Source organism: Paenibacillus sp. BSR1-1, from assembly GCF_030403775.1.
GTDB lineage: Bacteria > Bacillota > Bacilli > Bacillales > Cytobacillaceae > Neobacillus.
This window is the reverse complement of record NZ_JAQMWQ010000003.1, coordinates 90,892-107,177: the sequence shown is the minus strand read 5'-3', so window position 1 is coordinate 107,177 and position 16,286 is coordinate 90,892. Positions and strand designations below refer to the sequence as shown.

At 34.7% G+C, this 16,286-nt stretch carries 15 protein-coding genes; 4 read left to right on the top strand and 11 right to left on the bottom strand.

Annotated features, from left to right (window positions below):
• Nucleotides 1–65: 65 nt before the first annotated feature.
• Nucleotides 66–2,420 (bottom strand): S8 family serine peptidase, encoded by a 2,355-nt coding sequence (locus PH210_RS06305; RefSeq protein WP_289983980.1) that lies wholly within the window; start codon nt 2,418–2,420, stop codon nt 66–68.
• A gap of 46 nt (nt 2,421–2,466) precedes the next feature.
• The gene (locus tag PH210_RS06300) at nt 2,467–2,601 is read right to left on the bottom strand and encodes a hypothetical protein (RefSeq protein ID WP_289983978.1); all 135 of its coding nucleotides are present in this window, start codon (nt 2,599–2,601) and stop codon (nt 2,467–2,469) included.
• A gap of 107 nt (nt 2,602–2,708) precedes the next feature.
• On the opposite strand from PH210_RS06300, the gene guaB reads away from it, so the two are divergent.
• Nucleotides 2,709–4,175 (top strand): IMP dehydrogenase, encoded by a 1,467-nt coding sequence (gene guaB, locus PH210_RS06295; protein WP_289983977.1) that lies wholly within the window; start codon nt 2,709–2,711, stop codon nt 4,173–4,175.
• Nucleotides 4,176–4,337: 162 nt separating this feature from the next.
• Nucleotides 4,338–4,481 carry a hypothetical protein gene (locus PH210_RS06290; protein WP_289983974.1) on the top strand — a complete coding sequence of 48 codons (144 nt, stop codon included), beginning with the start codon at nt 4,338–4,340 and terminating at the stop codon, nt 4,479–4,481.
• A gap of 792 nt (nt 4,482–5,273) precedes the next feature.
• Here PH210_RS06290 and PH210_RS06285 read toward each other — a convergent pair.
• The 9 genes from PH210_RS06285 to PH210_RS06245 all read right to left on the bottom strand — a co-directional run bounded on the left by PH210_RS06285 (nt 5,274) and on the right by PH210_RS06245 (nt 13,792).
• Nucleotides 5,274–5,666: a pepsin/retropepsin-like aspartic protease family protein gene (locus PH210_RS06285; RefSeq protein WP_289983971.1), complete on the bottom strand. Its 393-nt coding sequence runs from the start codon at nt 5,664–5,666 to the stop codon at nt 5,274–5,276.
• Nucleotides 5,663–5,923 (bottom strand): hypothetical protein, encoded by a 261-nt coding sequence (locus tag PH210_RS06280; protein WP_289983969.1) that lies wholly within the window; start codon nt 5,921–5,923, stop codon nt 5,663–5,665. The genes PH210_RS06285 and PH210_RS06280 overlap by 4 nt, the downstream gene beginning before the upstream one ends.
• Before the next feature lie 339 nt (nt 5,924–6,262).
• The gene (locus PH210_RS06275; RefSeq protein ID WP_289983967.1) at nt 6,263–6,490 is read right to left on the bottom strand and encodes a hypothetical protein; all 228 of its coding nucleotides are present in this window, start codon (nt 6,488–6,490) and stop codon (nt 6,263–6,265) included.
• Between the two features lie 372 nt (nt 6,491–6,862).
• Entirely contained in the window at nt 6,863–7,069 is a 207-nt protein-coding gene (locus PH210_RS06270; protein ID WP_289983966.1) for a hypothetical protein, read from the bottom strand.
• Nucleotides 7,070–7,074: 5 nt separating this feature from the next.
• Nucleotides 7,075–7,230, bottom strand: a complete 156-nt coding sequence (locus PH210_RS06265; RefSeq protein WP_289983964.1) for a hypothetical protein — start codon at nt 7,228–7,230, stop codon at nt 7,075–7,077.
• 476 nt (nt 7,231–7,706) lie between these two features.
• Entirely contained in the window at nt 7,707–8,057 is a 351-nt protein-coding gene (locus tag PH210_RS06260) for a hypothetical protein (protein ID WP_289983962.1), read from the bottom strand.
• A 544-nt stretch (nt 8,058–8,601) separates the two neighbouring features.
• On the bottom strand, nt 8,602–11,115 hold the full coding sequence (locus PH210_RS06255) for a restriction endonuclease-like protein (protein ID WP_289983961.1): 2,514 nt from the start codon (nt 11,113–11,115) through the stop codon (nt 8,602–8,604).
• Nucleotides 11,084–13,462 carry a DUF8727 domain-containing protein gene (locus PH210_RS06250; protein WP_289983959.1) on the bottom strand — a complete coding sequence of 793 codons (2,379 nt, stop codon included), beginning with the start codon at nt 13,460–13,462 and terminating at the stop codon, nt 11,084–11,086. Before PH210_RS06250 ends, PH210_RS06255 begins: the two co-directional genes overlap by 32 nt.
• Nucleotides 13,463–13,645: 183 nt before the next feature.
• Nucleotides 13,646–13,792: a hypothetical protein gene (locus tag PH210_RS06245; RefSeq protein ID WP_289983957.1), complete on the bottom strand. Its 147-nt coding sequence runs from the start codon at nt 13,790–13,792 to the stop codon at nt 13,646–13,648.
• Between the two features lie 499 nt (nt 13,793–14,291).
• On the opposite strand from PH210_RS06245, the gene PH210_RS06240 reads away from it, so the two are divergent.
• The gene (locus PH210_RS06240) at nt 14,292–15,176 is read left to right on the top strand and encodes a hypothetical protein (RefSeq protein ID WP_289983955.1); all 885 of its coding nucleotides are present in this window, start codon (nt 14,292–14,294) and stop codon (nt 15,174–15,176) included.
• 10 nt (nt 15,177–15,186) lie between these two features.
• Nucleotides 15,187–16,278, top strand: a complete 1,092-nt coding sequence (locus tag PH210_RS06235) for a hypothetical protein (RefSeq protein ID WP_289983954.1) — start codon at nt 15,187–15,189, stop codon at nt 16,276–16,278.
• The last annotated feature ends 8 nt before the right edge of the window (nt 16,279–16,286 follow it).

Genomic DNA, 16,286 nt, shown 5'->3' with positions numbered 1-16,286 from the left:
GTAAACTATTAAAAATCTACAAAAAAATCGAACGTCCCATCACTGGGACGTTCGATTTTTTTTGATTATTTATTAACCGCACTACTCAATTTTATTAAATACATATCTCTATCGGACACATCACCAGATGCAAAGGAATGTGTATGACCAAGAAGGATATAGCCCCCATCTTTTGTAGCTTCAATGGACTGACCAAAATCTGCTAAAGGACCTCCATACGTTTTCTTCCAAATCTGATTTCCATTATCATTCCATTTCCAAAGAGCTAAATCAACGTTTTGTTCAGGAGATCTTTCATATCCAACTGCCATGTAATTTCCATCGGACGTTTTGATCAAGCTTTGTGGAGCTTGGGTGTTAATACCATCACCTACATATTTTTCCCACTTGATTTCACCTTGGCTATTTACTTTTGCAAAATAACTCTTACTCACTATTTGTGGAAAGAATCCTCCTACCCAAGTAATAGTCTCTGAATCTCCGACTAGCATGTAATCTCCATTACCTGTTTCTACTACGTCATATAGGAAATCCTCTATCATATCCCCTTTACCAAATTTCTTCTCCCATTGTAGATTTCCATTTCCATCTACCTTCACTAAATAGAAATCAGATTTTCTTCCAAGTTGAACGGAATAGGTTTGCCCAGCAATGATATATCCTCCGTCACTTGTTGCCTTTATCCTATTTCCAGTATCAGACGCTTCGCCACCGTAAGTTTTTTCCCATTGTTTATTCCCATTTTTGTCGATTTTAAGTAGGAGAATGTCATTCCCTCCATTCACTCCCACTGAACCTGTCATGATAAACCCATCATCTGGGGTTTGCATGAAGGAAATACCACCTTCGTACACATCCTTTGTCCCGATTGTTTTCTCCCATTGAGTTTCTCCAGTTGCCGATAATTTAACTAAATATACATCGGTTGTTTCTTCTCCATCATCTTTACCGGAATAGCCTAATACTAAGTAGCCCCCGTCTTTCGTTTGAATAATATCATTACCCCATTCATGTAAGGATTCACTTCCTAGTGGGCGATACCATTCCGTTCTACCGTCTTTCCCTACCTTAACAACAAGTAAATCCGTATCTTGTTTATAGAAGCCTGCTGCTTCATCTAAAAAGTAACCTTTTGTTGAGAATGTTTCAGAAGCTCCGACCATAATATAGCCGCCGTCTGATGTTTGGTGAACTTTCGAACCCATTTCCCATAGTGCTCCACCAAACTGCTTATGCCATTCTACTTCAGCTGGAAGATCTTCTTTTTCATATGGTGCTTGAACCATTCCATTACCAAAATACTGATCTTTTCCTTGCTCGCCAATGTCCTCAGCACCACCTCTAATCATCTGAGCAATTTTTTGAGGTCCTACCTTACCATATTTGTTAATAAGTAAGGCAGCAACAGCTGATACTTTTGGTGCTGCCATAGAAGTCCCTGCCATGAAAATATAATCGTTGTCTTTATAAGCACCCATATTAAGATCTAAATACCATAATCCTTTATCATAACGTTGGCCATCACCGCCTGGTGCCGTTACATCAATAGAACCTGGGCCATAGTTCGAATAAGAAGCTCTCGTATCCATTGGTCCTGTAGCAGAAACAGTGATAACACCAGGATCTAATCCAGGTTGCTCAAAGCCTGCCCCGACAAAAGAATAACCATCTTTCGCATACTCTTGGTTAAGGAAATCTGTTACCTTCCCTTTTGCTGTAATATTGATATCGTCATTTCCTGCTGCAGCAACCACCGTAATTCCATGATCAGTGGCATATTTTACAGCTCTTTTATATAGAAGGAAATCAGCCACTTCATTTCCTAGGTTATATCGTTTCCCTGTGCTTGGATCTGTCCAAAAAATTTGTCCCATTACAGAATATCCGCCTAAACTCATGGAAATGACATCGACACCATCATTTGTTGCCCCAACTATCGCTTGTGCGATGGTAGAAGTTGAAGCACTACCTTCTGCTCCAAACACACGATAAGATTTATATCCAATTCCAGGAGCTACTCCTATAATTCGTCCTTTTCCAGCGATAGAACCAGCTACATAGCTTCCATGTCCATTTCGGTCCATGATATCGGTTGAACTTCCTGTTTCTGAAGAATCCCCATTTGCATTTGCAGGTACGTAGTTTCTGCTACCTAAATAATTTCTTTTTAAATCAGGATGAGTATAATCAACACCTGTATCGATAATCCCTACAACAACATTTTGAGTTCCACTATTATTTTTAAAGCTAGCTCCGTAATGTGTTACTCGCTTAATGTCCCATTGGTAAAAATTATACAAATCAGGGGAGATCTCTACTTTCCTACCTTCTTCACGATCAGAGCTGGGTCTAATTAAACTGCTATCAACTTGAATGGAATTTGTTTGAGAAGGAAACACGTTTCCATGTTCTTTGATCATGTTACTTTTGCTTTGTTGTTGATCCAATTTTGTTAATTCAGTACGATTAAACGCTACTTTTTTCACTTTTGGCAGGATTTTCGACTCCGCCTTTTTGGTAACATTTTCTTAAAAAAGCTTGGCAGTATTCTGCTGAAAAGAAGCAGGCGAAGCTTTTCCAATCCTTAAATTGAATATCCAAATTAAAATCACCTTTTTCAGAAAAATCAAATTAATACTTTCTCCTTGACAGTATTTTGTCCAATTGTTAACCTACAAATAAATTTTTTTGTCCTGGAGGCCGTTAAAATGTGGGAAACTAAGTTTGAAAAAGAAGGTTTAACGTTTGATGATGTGTTGTTGATTCCTGGTAAGTCTGAAGTATTGCCGCGAGATGTGAATTTACAAGTAGAGTTGTCGCCTAATGTAAAGCTTAATATCCCGATTATCAGTGCGGGCATGGATACTGTTACCGAATCGGAAATGGCAATCTCGATTGCCCGACAAGGCGGCTTAGGGATTATCCATAAGAATATGACCATTGAACAGCAGGCGGAGCAGGTTGAAAAAGTAAAGAGATCAGAGAGTGGAGTCATTACAGATCCATTTTATCTAACCCCAGACCACCAAGTATACGATGCAGAGCACCTAATGGGGAAATACCGTATCTCAGGTGTGCCGATCGTGAATAACATGGACGAGCAAAAACTGATTGGAATTATTACCAACCGTGATTTGCGTTTTATCCAAGATTATTCTTTTAAAATTTCTGACGTAATGACAAAAGAAAATCTTGTTACTGCTCCAGTAGGCACTACTTTGAAGGAAGCGGAAAAAATCCTCCAAAAGCACAAAATTGAGAAACTTCCGCTAGTAGATGATCAAGGTGTCCTAAAAGGATTAATCACCATTAAAGATATTGAAAAGGTCATTGAGTTCCCTAACTCAGCAAAAGACCACCAAGGGCGTTTATTAGCCGGTGCAGCCGTCGGCGTTACAAACGATACCATGAAACGGGTTGATATGCTTGTTAAGGCAAGTGTAGACGTCGTTGTTGTCGACACAGCACACGGGCATTCAAAGGGCGTTCTCGACACGGTTAAACAAATTAGAGAAGCATATCCTGATTTGACAATTATCGCAGGAAATGTCGCTACTGCTGAAGCTACGAAGGATTTGATTGAAGCGGGGGCCGATGTTGTGAAAGTGGGAATTGGTCCAGGTTCAATTTGTACCACAAGGGTCGTTGCAGGTGTAGGTGTCCCACAAATTACCGCTGTTTATGATTGTGCAACGGAAGCGTTGAAGCATGGAAAAACTATTATTGCCGATGGCGGAATTAAATTCTCAGGGGATATTGTCAAAGCGCTCGCAGCCGGCGGTCATGCCGTCATGCTTGGAAGTTTATTAGCAGGGGTATCTGAAAGCCCAGGAGAGACGGAAATCTTCCAAGGACGCCGCTTTAAAGTTTACCGGGGAATGGGTTCCGTAGCCGCGATGGAAAAAGGTTCAAAGGACCGTTATTTCCAAGAAGATAATAAAAAGTTTGTTCCAGAGGGAATTGAAGGCCGCATTCCATATAAAGGGCCATTATCCGAAACAATTTACCAGCTGATTGGCGGCCTTCGTTCAGGAATGGGGTATTGCGGAACAAAAGACCTGTATGATTTAAGAACAAAAGCACAATTCATCAAAATGACAGGTGCAGGCCTGCGAGAAAGCCACCCGCATGATGTTCAAATCACAAAAGAAGCACCAAACTATTCACACATATAATTTTTAAACGGGGGGGCCGGGAAGCCTCTCTGTTTTTTTATAAAAAAAGTCCTGCCTAGTACAAAAAATGGATGTAAGATGGGTCGATGCTCTGTCTATGATTTACTAAGTAGTTATGATAAAATAACCAAGGTGTAATAAAACGTTGGAGGGTTATATATAGTGAACAAACATGTTTATCAGAAATACATTGCCGGCTTCATGGCAATCATGGTGTTTTTCAGCCTATTTGCCGGAGCGAGTTCAGCTAGGGCAAAAGCAGCATTAAATGTAAGTGCAGACGGTGCATTGGGCTTGTATTTGTAGCAGCCATAGACTTAATAGGTAATAAGATTGATAGTAACATTAAAAATGTTAGGAACATAGAAACTCTTTTCAAGTTATACACCCCTTGCCCCGCTTATTTATTTATTTATTTATTTCTCTTTAAAATGAAACTAACCAATTCTCCCCTCTATGTATTTTGAATTACCCTTATAAATTTATTATTTCCAACATAAATATATTGTTATTTCCCGATGTCAATAAACCACTTTTTTTAGCAAACAAAATAAATTTCTTCTAAGATAATGGAACTATCGACAATTTAATATCCTATTCGCACGGCTTTTTAGCACTTTAACGTTTCAAATTATTTTACTAATAAATCAATATTGGTTTTGGAATTACACTCATTGATCTAACAGAGCCTATACAAAAAGAGCCAAATTAATAAATAAAATAAAAAAGACTAGACATGCAGTACATGTCCAGTCAGGCAATAGAGGGTTCCCTCAGGAGGGGGTCGGCTATTCTAGAGTGGTAATCCACCCGCGGCCCTAAACTCAAGGGTGGATTATTTTTGTTTGAATGACAGTACTGCAACGATTAGACTGGGGCAAAAGTAAACATTTTTATCCATCATTTAGTATAGTCTAGGAAAGAGTTCATCCATTTATTCTTCAGATTGTTTAAGGAAAATTACTTCCAGTATGTTGTATCCCTCTATAAGTCAGGAACAATGTTAACATAGTTTGACAGAATGATACTATCATGCTGGGATTCCTATTAATCTTGGACAATATTGCTCAATTTCAAACGATTTCCATGATATAGTGTTTAGAAATCATAGTTAGTACGTATTTCCATATTTTCAAAGTCGATGATAAGCTTATTCGCCAGAAAAAAATCACTGCCTATGATCCCATTGAATCCATGGATTTTTCTAACATCACCGAGCTGTATAGTAAAATCACAAAGTTTGAATTTATCTATTGTCATGCCGCTAACTTTTTGTTCTATACAGATTTCACTACCACCAATTCCATACATTTTTCTTGTAATGTCATTCTCTAAATCGAGCATCAGCCCGATATCTTCAAACAAATCAGTATCTAAAATGGATGAAGAGCAGCTTGTATCAAGGAGCACGTTGCTAAATTTCTTTTTCATTCCATTGTATTCGATATGAACAGAAACTAGAGGCAATTGGTCCTCCATAACAAATTTCATACTCTTCTTCGCACTCCTATATACGGCTGCTCAATTACCTTTATTCCCTCATTATTTGTGTGAAAAATATATAATTCTCGACTTTGATTTTCCGCATGAAGTTTTTTATATACTTTCCATGCAGCATTGCCGTTTTCAAATTCATCGATAACTGACATTTCTTCAATGACTCTTTCTTTACCCATTATTTCTGATTTTAATGCTTCTACTAAGACACAACGTTCTGGAAAATGCTGACGTACTTCAGACCATTTCATTTACATGCGCCTCCGGTTCAATAAGATGAAAAATAACTTACCACTCATTTGATAAATTGTATCATAAATTTCTTTATTCTAGCAGCGTCCGCCCCTACTTCCGCATCCTTAAAATCAACTACATTATTGATATTACTCTATATATAATCATATCCATATTTTTCGACATATTCCTCAAATGACAAATGAAAATAATCAGGAACATTACCCAACAAAATTTTAAATTCACCATTCTGATAAGAAACTAGGTAACTCTTCTCTTGATCCACATCAACTTCATAAAATTTCCATTTAAAGTTTTCAAATTGTTCATAGGTTAATGGACTCTTTAATCGATTACTACAGAAGATTCCATCCTTCATTTGCAAAAATAACTTTCCATACCCCTTTCTTTTTTTCCTCTTCAAAATAAGAAGTATTATTTTCTCTATCATATTTTGCTTCGCAATCAATTTCACAACCACAGCATTGGCAGATGATATAACCTGCTCCAGTTTTATAATAATGATCTTCAATGGCAATTCTTCCACAATCAGGGCAAGACACTGGGCGAAAAAAAGATGCCATAATTTATACCTCCTCAAAAAAATGAAAGCGATGAAGTTTTAGTTATTTTCTGATCGAAAAGATACACCTTCCCTTCGAAAAATTTATAGGTAAAGTCTGATAGACATAGAAGACTGCTGTAAAAATAGTAATTAAGTTGGAAAAATGAATGAAAGTGAGATCAAAAGTATATCTTCGTGAAAGAATTTATGGCAGAGATTAGAAGGATAATTATGGTGGGAATTCATAAAAAAGGAAAACTATTTACCATAAACAATTATAGCATTTTTTCAAATAAATTATCGCTAATCCAAATCGTTTTCACAAAATTGTAAAGGGGAGTGTGACCGTCAAGTAAAATGGAACAATTTCTGCTCATTAATTTGAAATACTTTATTGCCCAAATTTGGTACAACGATGTTTCTTTCGATAACAATGTTTATTTAAATGGATGGTTTCTACACAATATAGCCAAAAAACGGCATAATAAATATGTTCATTATCATCCCAAATGATGTTCTTAGGGATATAGCTATTTTCGTGGATAACTAGTTCTTCTTGTTCACCTTTTTCAAGATCCACAAGAAATAGATTTCCCACTCTTCCTACTCCAATGGAGAAATATATACTTCTTTTGTTTCATCTGGTGACTTAAGGGGTTGTGTTGGAGAATCTGTAGCTAAAACATTTATTTTGCCATTTTGATATACCAATTCTACTTGTTCTGATTTCGAATTATATCGAATATCAAAGGTCGTCATGATCATCATCTCCTCAATTATATTACCGTAATACAAGAGGTTTATTGTTTTAGGATAAAGACTAATAGTTTCTTCTATCCCTGCCAATATCATTATTCGACATTAAGTTTTCCCTAAATATAGTTCAGCATTTGAATATATGGTTAATCATTTTCTATGTAATAACATCTAGGCAAAAAAGAGATGTCCTTTCCGAAATCATCAAAAAGCCAACTCTTTATCTTTCTAGGTTTAATTTACTTTTTCGATTGCATTCTTCTTTTGAATTCTTTCTATTAATTTTTGATCAAGATACTCAGTAAACTCAGATACACTTGAATAGGACAAGCAAAGATATTCCTTTGCTCTGGTCATCCCTATGTATAAAAGTGACACTTCCCGCTCTTTTTCGCTTTTCATGAAGATATAATAAAGGCAGTTTTTATCAATTTTTATTGCTAACTTGGACCAAATCCTTCATATTCAACATACATCTTTTACAAATAATCCTTTGTTATCGCTTGCCAAATTTTTAGACCCCGTTCATAATCCAACTGCACCATTGTGGGTGCTAAAACCACATGTCTACCTACTATTTTATTAATAGAAGATGATGATACCGGTTTATTTAATATTTCAAATCGATTTAAATGCATATAATATTCCTCATTTTCATGGAAACCTTCGTGATTAATATAATCAGCTATTTCAACTACTCCTGTTGATGTTCCCCTTGCAATTATTCCTTTGCCATTACTATATAAAAATACTAAATCATTTGGTTGAATTTGAGCTATTTTTTCTTTCCATGGAGAGAAATAAGCAGAACATTTTTCGTTATTCAACATGTCTCTTTCAGTTTCTCCATCTGGCCGATTTGCACTATTGCTATTAATTATGTAGGCTTTTCTCAGTTCCTTCACTCCCTATATTTTATAGTTCTTTGAAAAGGATACAATACATAACCCTATACTTTGATCTTTCCCCACCCAGATAGCATCCTCATAGTCAAAAGAACCCTGAAATTTCCTATGAAGAGGACACTCCTGTATTACGGCAATATCAGGGGAAAGATCTACTGACTTTCCATATATTCCCTATTCGATATTCTCCGTTGAAAATTCCAAGAAATAAGATTCAATCAAAACACCTCAAAAAATTTATTCAACATTTATTAAGGGATTACCTTCATTTATATACCATAGATTTATTAATATATTAAAAAATATATAGGAAATGAGTACAAAAAAGCCCGAATTATGGATTATTTAGTATCCATAATTCGGGTATTTACAATCATTAAGAAGCGACAAATTTTTTATGCTACTTAATAGGAAAGTGCCAAGTATCATCATTTGCTAGAATCTACTTGGCATTCTCTACATGTTAATCTCAATCCTCAATCATGTCCAAAATCTCTTTAAAAACTTTCGACGGCTTTTGTTCTAAAAGCTTAAGATCTAAGATTTTCTTTGTTACAGAATTTTCAATTTCCAGCAAGTTTGTTGAGTGGTCAATTTGAATATCTAGATTTCTTAAATTAAGGTAAGTGATGTTGTTAGCATAATCCAACATCTTTTCGTCCAAATCAACTTTAATTTGATTTGAGATCCTCCGAAGCATTCTCCACAATGTCACCTCTTCTTTAGACTTCATAAACAGCTCTGGTAATTCATTAGAATACTTTAAAGTATTTAAAGTTGTCATGACGTAGACACTAATTCCATATTGAACAGGACGAATAACCTGTCCCAGTTTGTTCCAAGGCTTTACTTTAAAACAGGCATATTCTCCAGCATCAGCAACATTAACAGAATGAACCTCTGATCCCTTTACAATTTGCAATTCATCGATCTTGCTATAATAATAAATCCCGTTATATTCATTTGAAACCCCTCTTGGAAGATAAAGGGAAATAAATTCTGCTTCCTGCCATCCTTTTTTCAGACTTTTTACTGGAATAATAAAGAAGCAATCATTTAGGAACTTCCTATATTCTGAATTACTTTTTACGTTAGCAACCATAACCTTACTATCCAATGACGAAATCCATTCTTCTTTTGTACCTTTAGGTAGAATCCCTTCTTTTTGTAATTCCTCAGGACTTTTCTCAATGAGATTTTCGATAAATTGCTCAACTAAATTTGTTGTATTTGGCAAAAAAGGTAAGCCGCCAATATTCACCTTATCAATACTGGTGTAAAATGGATGATTTACGTAATCCTCCTCAAAAAATCCAGGGAACAGAACATAGGCCCCGAATGCTTCTCTTTCATATTCCCATCCATGTTTAATAACCAATGCATCACGGTATCTATGCATCGTATTAATATCTTCTTCTAATGGGCCAGCGCCGTTATACTGGGAATAGTAATAGCAGCCTTCTAATGCAAAATCAATTCGATATTTTGCATCAAATATATAATTATATGAAAAATCCTTTCCCTTCTTCTCGATGCTTAGTACAGTATCCGGCTTTTGTGAAACAGTTGGCAAGGAACGGTCCGGTTTTTGATAATGAAGAATAATTTTTTCTCCTGTAATCGGGTGCTTGAAAATTCTTTTTGCCGATTTAGATGAATCTAGATTAACGAATAGTCCGTCCCGGTTGACTTTAACTATGTCTTGAGAAACTGGTGTGTATTTACGTGCAAGGATTTGTCCTAGCTTAATAAAAGTCCAGTATTCATATAAAGAAGCAACATCCTTAACAGACATCTGATAAAAACGTCCATTTAAAAGGAGTCCTCTTGAGACTATTATGTAAATCTGAAAAGCATCTCTATACCCTGAAGCCATTTGAATAACTAAACTCATCACTGACCGGTCTAGTTGGCTAATTTGCTGCCAAAAATAACTTTGGACTTTCAGTTTTAATTGATTCTTCATTCGGTTGATTTTGTTTAACAGCCATTCATCTATTTGAATTTCATAAGGTCCCTTTTGTTTTGTTAATTTCTTAGTCAAGCCCTCTAGCTTATCAATAACCCTGTTCATCATCCACTTGACAAATCGATTTTCTAATGTATCTATAGATATACTTTTTCTACTCATCAACCCATGAGTAGGCATGAAAGTTTTACTATGTATTTGGATACCGTTATTCACTTCTTGGAAAAGCTGAGGGCGTTTTCGTAAATAACTACGGCCAATGGAATCGATTCGCCTGAGCTGATCGCCTCTAGCTTTCTGATAAACAGTTTTTAACTCATGATGAGGCTGTGTTTCTATACGTTCAACGGCCTTAATAAACTTTATAAAGTGTGCATCCAATAACCGATAAAACTCTGACCATGTAGGTTTATCGGTGGGTGAACTTGATGCATGTAAGTAAGTCCGTTTCACAAAATGATAAGCTAAATTGTATACTTCTTCATTTACTTCATTAATAAGACGTTTATAGTCCTCTTTGTAATCCAGTTTAGAAGGAAAAATTTCCAGAGTAACTTCCAACAGTTGCTGATTTCCTTCGTAAATCTCAAAGGTTGAAAAACCTACCTCATTAGGGAAATAAAGATTGCCCATTAGTAATTGGTTGGACCCGAACCCAGCCACCCCTACTGCTTTTCTTAAAGCAGGATTTTCGTGATGAAACGACAAAGGAATTCCATTTTTTGAAGTAACAACTAATTGATAAACGCCATTCTCAAAAAATATAGGTTTTTGATTTTCTTTTTGGTACGGCCCAAGGTTTCCCTTTTCCACGTCATAGACTCGGGCGTGTTCAATACCAATTCCGTCATAGGAGAAATACATTCTATCCTGATTTTTCATTTTACGATAGGCTTTAAGGCTTTCATACCGTTCGTGAAATGGTTTCCCCTTAATATACAAACTTAATTCAGAGGTTTCTATTACTACGAGTTCAACATCTTCAACTGCCGATCCAGAAGGAAGTAAACCCATCTATATCGTACCTCCTGATCATTTCGGCTAATTTCATTGCACTCTTTGGATATGAGGCTTCCATAATGCCATCATTTAAGTTATCCAGGCTATCATCATTAATTTTAACGCCTGTGCAATAGGTATAAAGCTCCTTTAATACCTTAAATACGCGATAGTCACTTCCAGAGATACGCGGGAGAATTTTTTGTATGATTTGAAAATCAAAAGCTTCGTTAAAACTTAATAATTCCGATTCATTATTATAGATTAGGTAAAAAGAGACTTCATCGCGCACCCGATAGCCAACATGGGCTCCAATCTTATCAAGAATAGAGTTTATTTTCATTAACTCATTTGAAACAATGCGTACTATGTCCATGTTTTCATCATAAGCTTCTTTTAGATGAAGAAAACGGCTGACAATATGGGAGCTATTTAAATTTATTGCTTCAACTGGCTGCCGCTCTTCGAGAAAGCTGAAGTTATTTAATGCTACTCTGTTAAACTCAATGGTATTTGCCCGATCTAGTACCTTTTTACTGAAAGGAAAAGTGGTTTCATCCATATTAACTGTCCCAAAAATAAAAACATTTTCAGGAATACCAAGATACTCACCGATAATTTCCACTGGCAAAACAGAGTGTGTAACAAGTTTCCCGGTTTTCCATTCCCTGCTTTCCATTACACTTAAAAAATCACTAAAATAATATTCAACTCGAGCCAGATTCATTTCATCTAATAGTACAAAATAGGGTTTCTCAGGGTTTTCTTTTGCTTGCTTTAACACTTTAGTTAACGGCCCATCTATAAATTCACCTTTAATATCACGATACCCAAGAAGATCTGAACCATCGCTCCAATCAGGACGTACAGGGATTAGACTAAATTGGCCATTTTCCTTTGTCGCACCTAAGCTTTCAGCGAACCATTTAACAACCATTGTTTTACCGGTTCCTGATATACCAGATATAATAACAAATGGTTTTGTCTTTATTGATAAAAATAAATTCATTATTTCTTCTTTCTCATAGTAAAAACCTTTACTCGATATGTATTTGTCAATATGAGAAATTATATCTTTCGGTTCAATGGTTTTCACGGGATGCAGCTCTTTTTCATTCAAAACATTCCACTCCTCGTCTACCATTCCCGTATTTTTAAACCAATTTAATATATTTCTTGTCCGATATTCTGCAACTGATTGTACCATTTGGTTTTGGCCTTGGGAATTTCTAACTAGTAGCATACCAATTTCAGATAAAAAGACGAGTTTTTCCGACTTGGGCTTTCCCTGTAGAAAAGTGAGTAACTTGAATATTACAGAAAGATATTCGCTCTGCTTTATTTGAATAGCCAAAAACTTTTCTTTATTGGGTGCAGAGACATAACCAGAAACAATTTGTTTTTGAATACTATATTCATTCGTCAAAAACCCCAGAATTTTAAGCCCTTGGCGAGCACGCAGCTTTAACCTTTTCATCGCATCGTCATTATATTGTTGTGAGATTTTTTTAGGTTCTAGATTTTCCTGAATAATTTCATTTAGCAGGCTAACTGTTTGCTCTGAGCTAGCCTCAGGAAGTTGGTCAGTAGTATATTCCATTAATTTTATGTAAATGATATTATTTTTTTCAATACTTTCAACAAAAGGCAGTTTGGTAAAGAAAGCCATCACAAAGGAAGACCTACCCCGAGTCTTAATAAAATCATTTGCAGAAGCCGTTCTATTGGCGGAAAACTCCTTCCAAGCATCCAAGAGAAATTCAAATGTTATGTTGTAATAAGGGTACTTACTTTCCCCTTTCGAATATTTTTCCCTAGAACGTAATGTCTCTACAAAGACACCAGTATGATCGATTTTTGTAATCCAATTTGGCTTATTGGTACCAAGGGTTTGAATTTCTTTAAACTGTTCAGCCAATTTATAAAGCAGGTGTTTGATCATTTCATCAAATTGGCTAGGTGATTTATCACTTAAGTCTGATTGTTCACCATTTTCTGAAGTTAGTTCTGCCTTACGTAATAAATTTTCCATTTTTTCATATTTAATGGGGTTTCCTGAGCCTTTATGTATATCACCAACGTATAACCCAATCAGTTTAGAACGCAATAATTCATCGGCTAATTTGCCAGTTAAAATAAACCTGCCCTCATTGTCAGGATGTAAATCCTTTTCGTATCCAACAAGTTTATATACTTCTTTAATTTCGTTATTATAAACTGCACAATAATATTTGTATTCATTAGATTGCAACCTCCTTTCACCAATTTTCCAACTCACACTGGTTGCATGATACAATTCATCGGCAGTAATACCTTCCCTATAGGAATGACCAATTTTTATCAGTATTGTATCTAAATTCATTCTAGTACACCTCAACACACACTTTTTAATATATCTAGGTTAATAAATTACGCAAATATTCCTTTTATTTATTAAAATATCATTTGTAAAATTATAGCATATTTATTGGGATGTATATTTTTAAAATACAAATGTGTCAGTAGTTTTTCGAATATTTAACACGTTAGTTAAGTTAATAATGCATCAGGTAAAGTTTATCCGATTTTTTACAACTTTTTCATATGACTCTTGTACTCGTTTTTCACTTCCGTCATTCCTTTGTTCTTTTAGTAAATCGATACTGGTTTTTTCAGAAAAGAACTTTGTAGGAATAGCCCCAACCACTTCCAATGCCTTCCCCCACCCCTATTGATGTTCATAATTGATTGCTATCTCTTTTATTAATTTTTTTCTTTCTTCTTTTTTCATCATTTTTATTTCCCTTTTTTATTGTTAATATTTAATCTGCACCACCACAAACTTATAATGATTAGTTGAAAATACCCTAAATTATCTCCGAAATCAAACTAACAATTTTTTTGTATACTATTCCTACTGCATTTTCCTAACAGGAGTAAACATTATAAATAATTCTTTAATGGTGAAAATAACTAATAAGTCAAAATAAAAAAAAGAACATAAAGTTATTCTTTTTATAATTAAATCTTCCTTTTGGAAGAAAATACTATGATCAAGAAGTAAGTTTGTATAAAATATAAATTAGTTAATCGTAGTTATGAATACCCACTAGTCATTGCTTATTAAATAACAAAATAACTACTATTACCCTAAATTTCATTAATATAAAATTAATTTAATTGTTAATCTATGGTTGAGGAGGTCATTTGAAGTGGTTTACGATCTGAATAAAATTGTTAGCGAAATAAAAGATAAAAAGTACTGGTATTTCGGTAATCATAGTAAGGACTTCGTTAAAATGTGCTATTCTGTTCAATTAATTAGCCAATTGGATGAGCACACCACACAAGAGGAATATGAAAGAGTACGTAAGAAATTTAATGCAAACAATCCCGGAATAAATCTCGAAGCGGCCATGTTTAAAAGCAATATTTCAGCAAAGGTATACGGACTTTTAGATCCGACCCAACGTGATTATGCGAAGAGTGATTTAACTCCAGTATTTAATGAAATAAAAAAGAGGACCCAAGGGGACTTCAAAAAAACGAATTTGTATGAAGATTTAATCGAACAGCAGATTGAAAAAATGTTTTGTATTACCCCGTTATTCAAGATAGCTGGAAAAGAGGATTTCCAATTATATCCTCTGTTTTTACTTTACAAAGTCCTACTTCAATTAGGGTTAGAAACAGGGCAATATTCCATTTCTAATGTAGAATTTAATTATTTTGTGGCAACAGCACGAACATACTCAGAATGGAGAAATGTTGTTGATACTGTTTTATATTATAGGGAGATGGATCATATTGAAGATTTATTGGTTTTAAAAATGAAGGAGGTTAAAGCTTCCCCTCCTGATCAAAGATATTATCAGTTTTTAAAATACATAAAAACGATAACGATGATTCCCTCAGAAGGAAAGCCACAAACCATTATTTTGAAAGATGTTGGGAAAGTAAGAGATAAAATTAATACCTTTGAGCTAATTAACAGTTTCAAGCCTAATTCACCGGGCTCATTACCTAATGGGCTTTTAAATTATAGAGACTACGTTCAATTTTTAGGTAAAAATATCCCACTCTTGCCAAGATTATGAGGTGAATTATATGAAGTACTATGAAAAGTTAAAATCAGAATCTGAGTTATTAACTCATTTGTACGACTTTATTACTAATAGAAGGAATTTAATTATATCAAAGGAGGAAGTTGAAAATCTCTATTTCTCGTTAAAGACACAAAAGCTAGTCATTCTAAATTCTAAACCAGGAATGGGTAAAACAGAATTATGTAAAGCATTTATTGATGCTTTTACTGAATTGGTTAGTGAGGACAATGTTGAAAGTATTTTTTTATCAATCGAAAAGGACTTTGACAAGAGCGACCTATTAGGTTATGTGGGGCTAGATGAGAAGTTTCATCCCTCTGATTTTTCAAAAAGACTTTTTAATTTAGATTCAAATGGAAATCCGGTTCAAAAAGATGATTTTAAATTATTCTTTGTTATCTTAGATGAAATGAACTTGAGTTTAATTGACTATTATTTCAGCAAGATTCTGGCTGGAATTGAAAACAATATGCCTATAACGCTTCCTAACCATGCTAACGTTATTTTACCCGAAAATTGTTACTTTATGGGGACAATAAATTCCTATACATACGAAAGTTCCCGGAATCCACTTAGCACAAGCGTGAAACGACGAGCTAACATTATCAATATTAAGAATCCACTCGATGAGGTATTTTTAAAAGAAACACCTACAAAAAGTATGGATACATTTAAATTATTTATTGATAAAATTATTGCTCAATCCCAAAACAGTTTTGAGGAAAAGTCGGATGTTTTTAATGTATTTCGGCATATGAACTTTAGTAGTTTTTCGAGAAATAAAAATGAAGAATTTTATAACATATTATTCAAACTAACTAAATCTTTGTCATATTCAGAAGAGACCAAATTAACTTTTGGTATTCTCCAGGACATTGTTGAATATTTAATTTTCTCAAAGTTCAATTTATCTAAGTCCATGGATGTACAAATTGCGCAAAAAATTCTTCCATACTTAGCAGGGGGTATTGATTCATTAGGAGAATTTGAATCGCTTTTAAGGGACTACAACCTGTATGAAAGTAAAATACTCTTTGAACAAATGAAAATCAATGCGGAACATAATATGGGACAAATAGTTCCTCTATGTTAGGTAGGGAT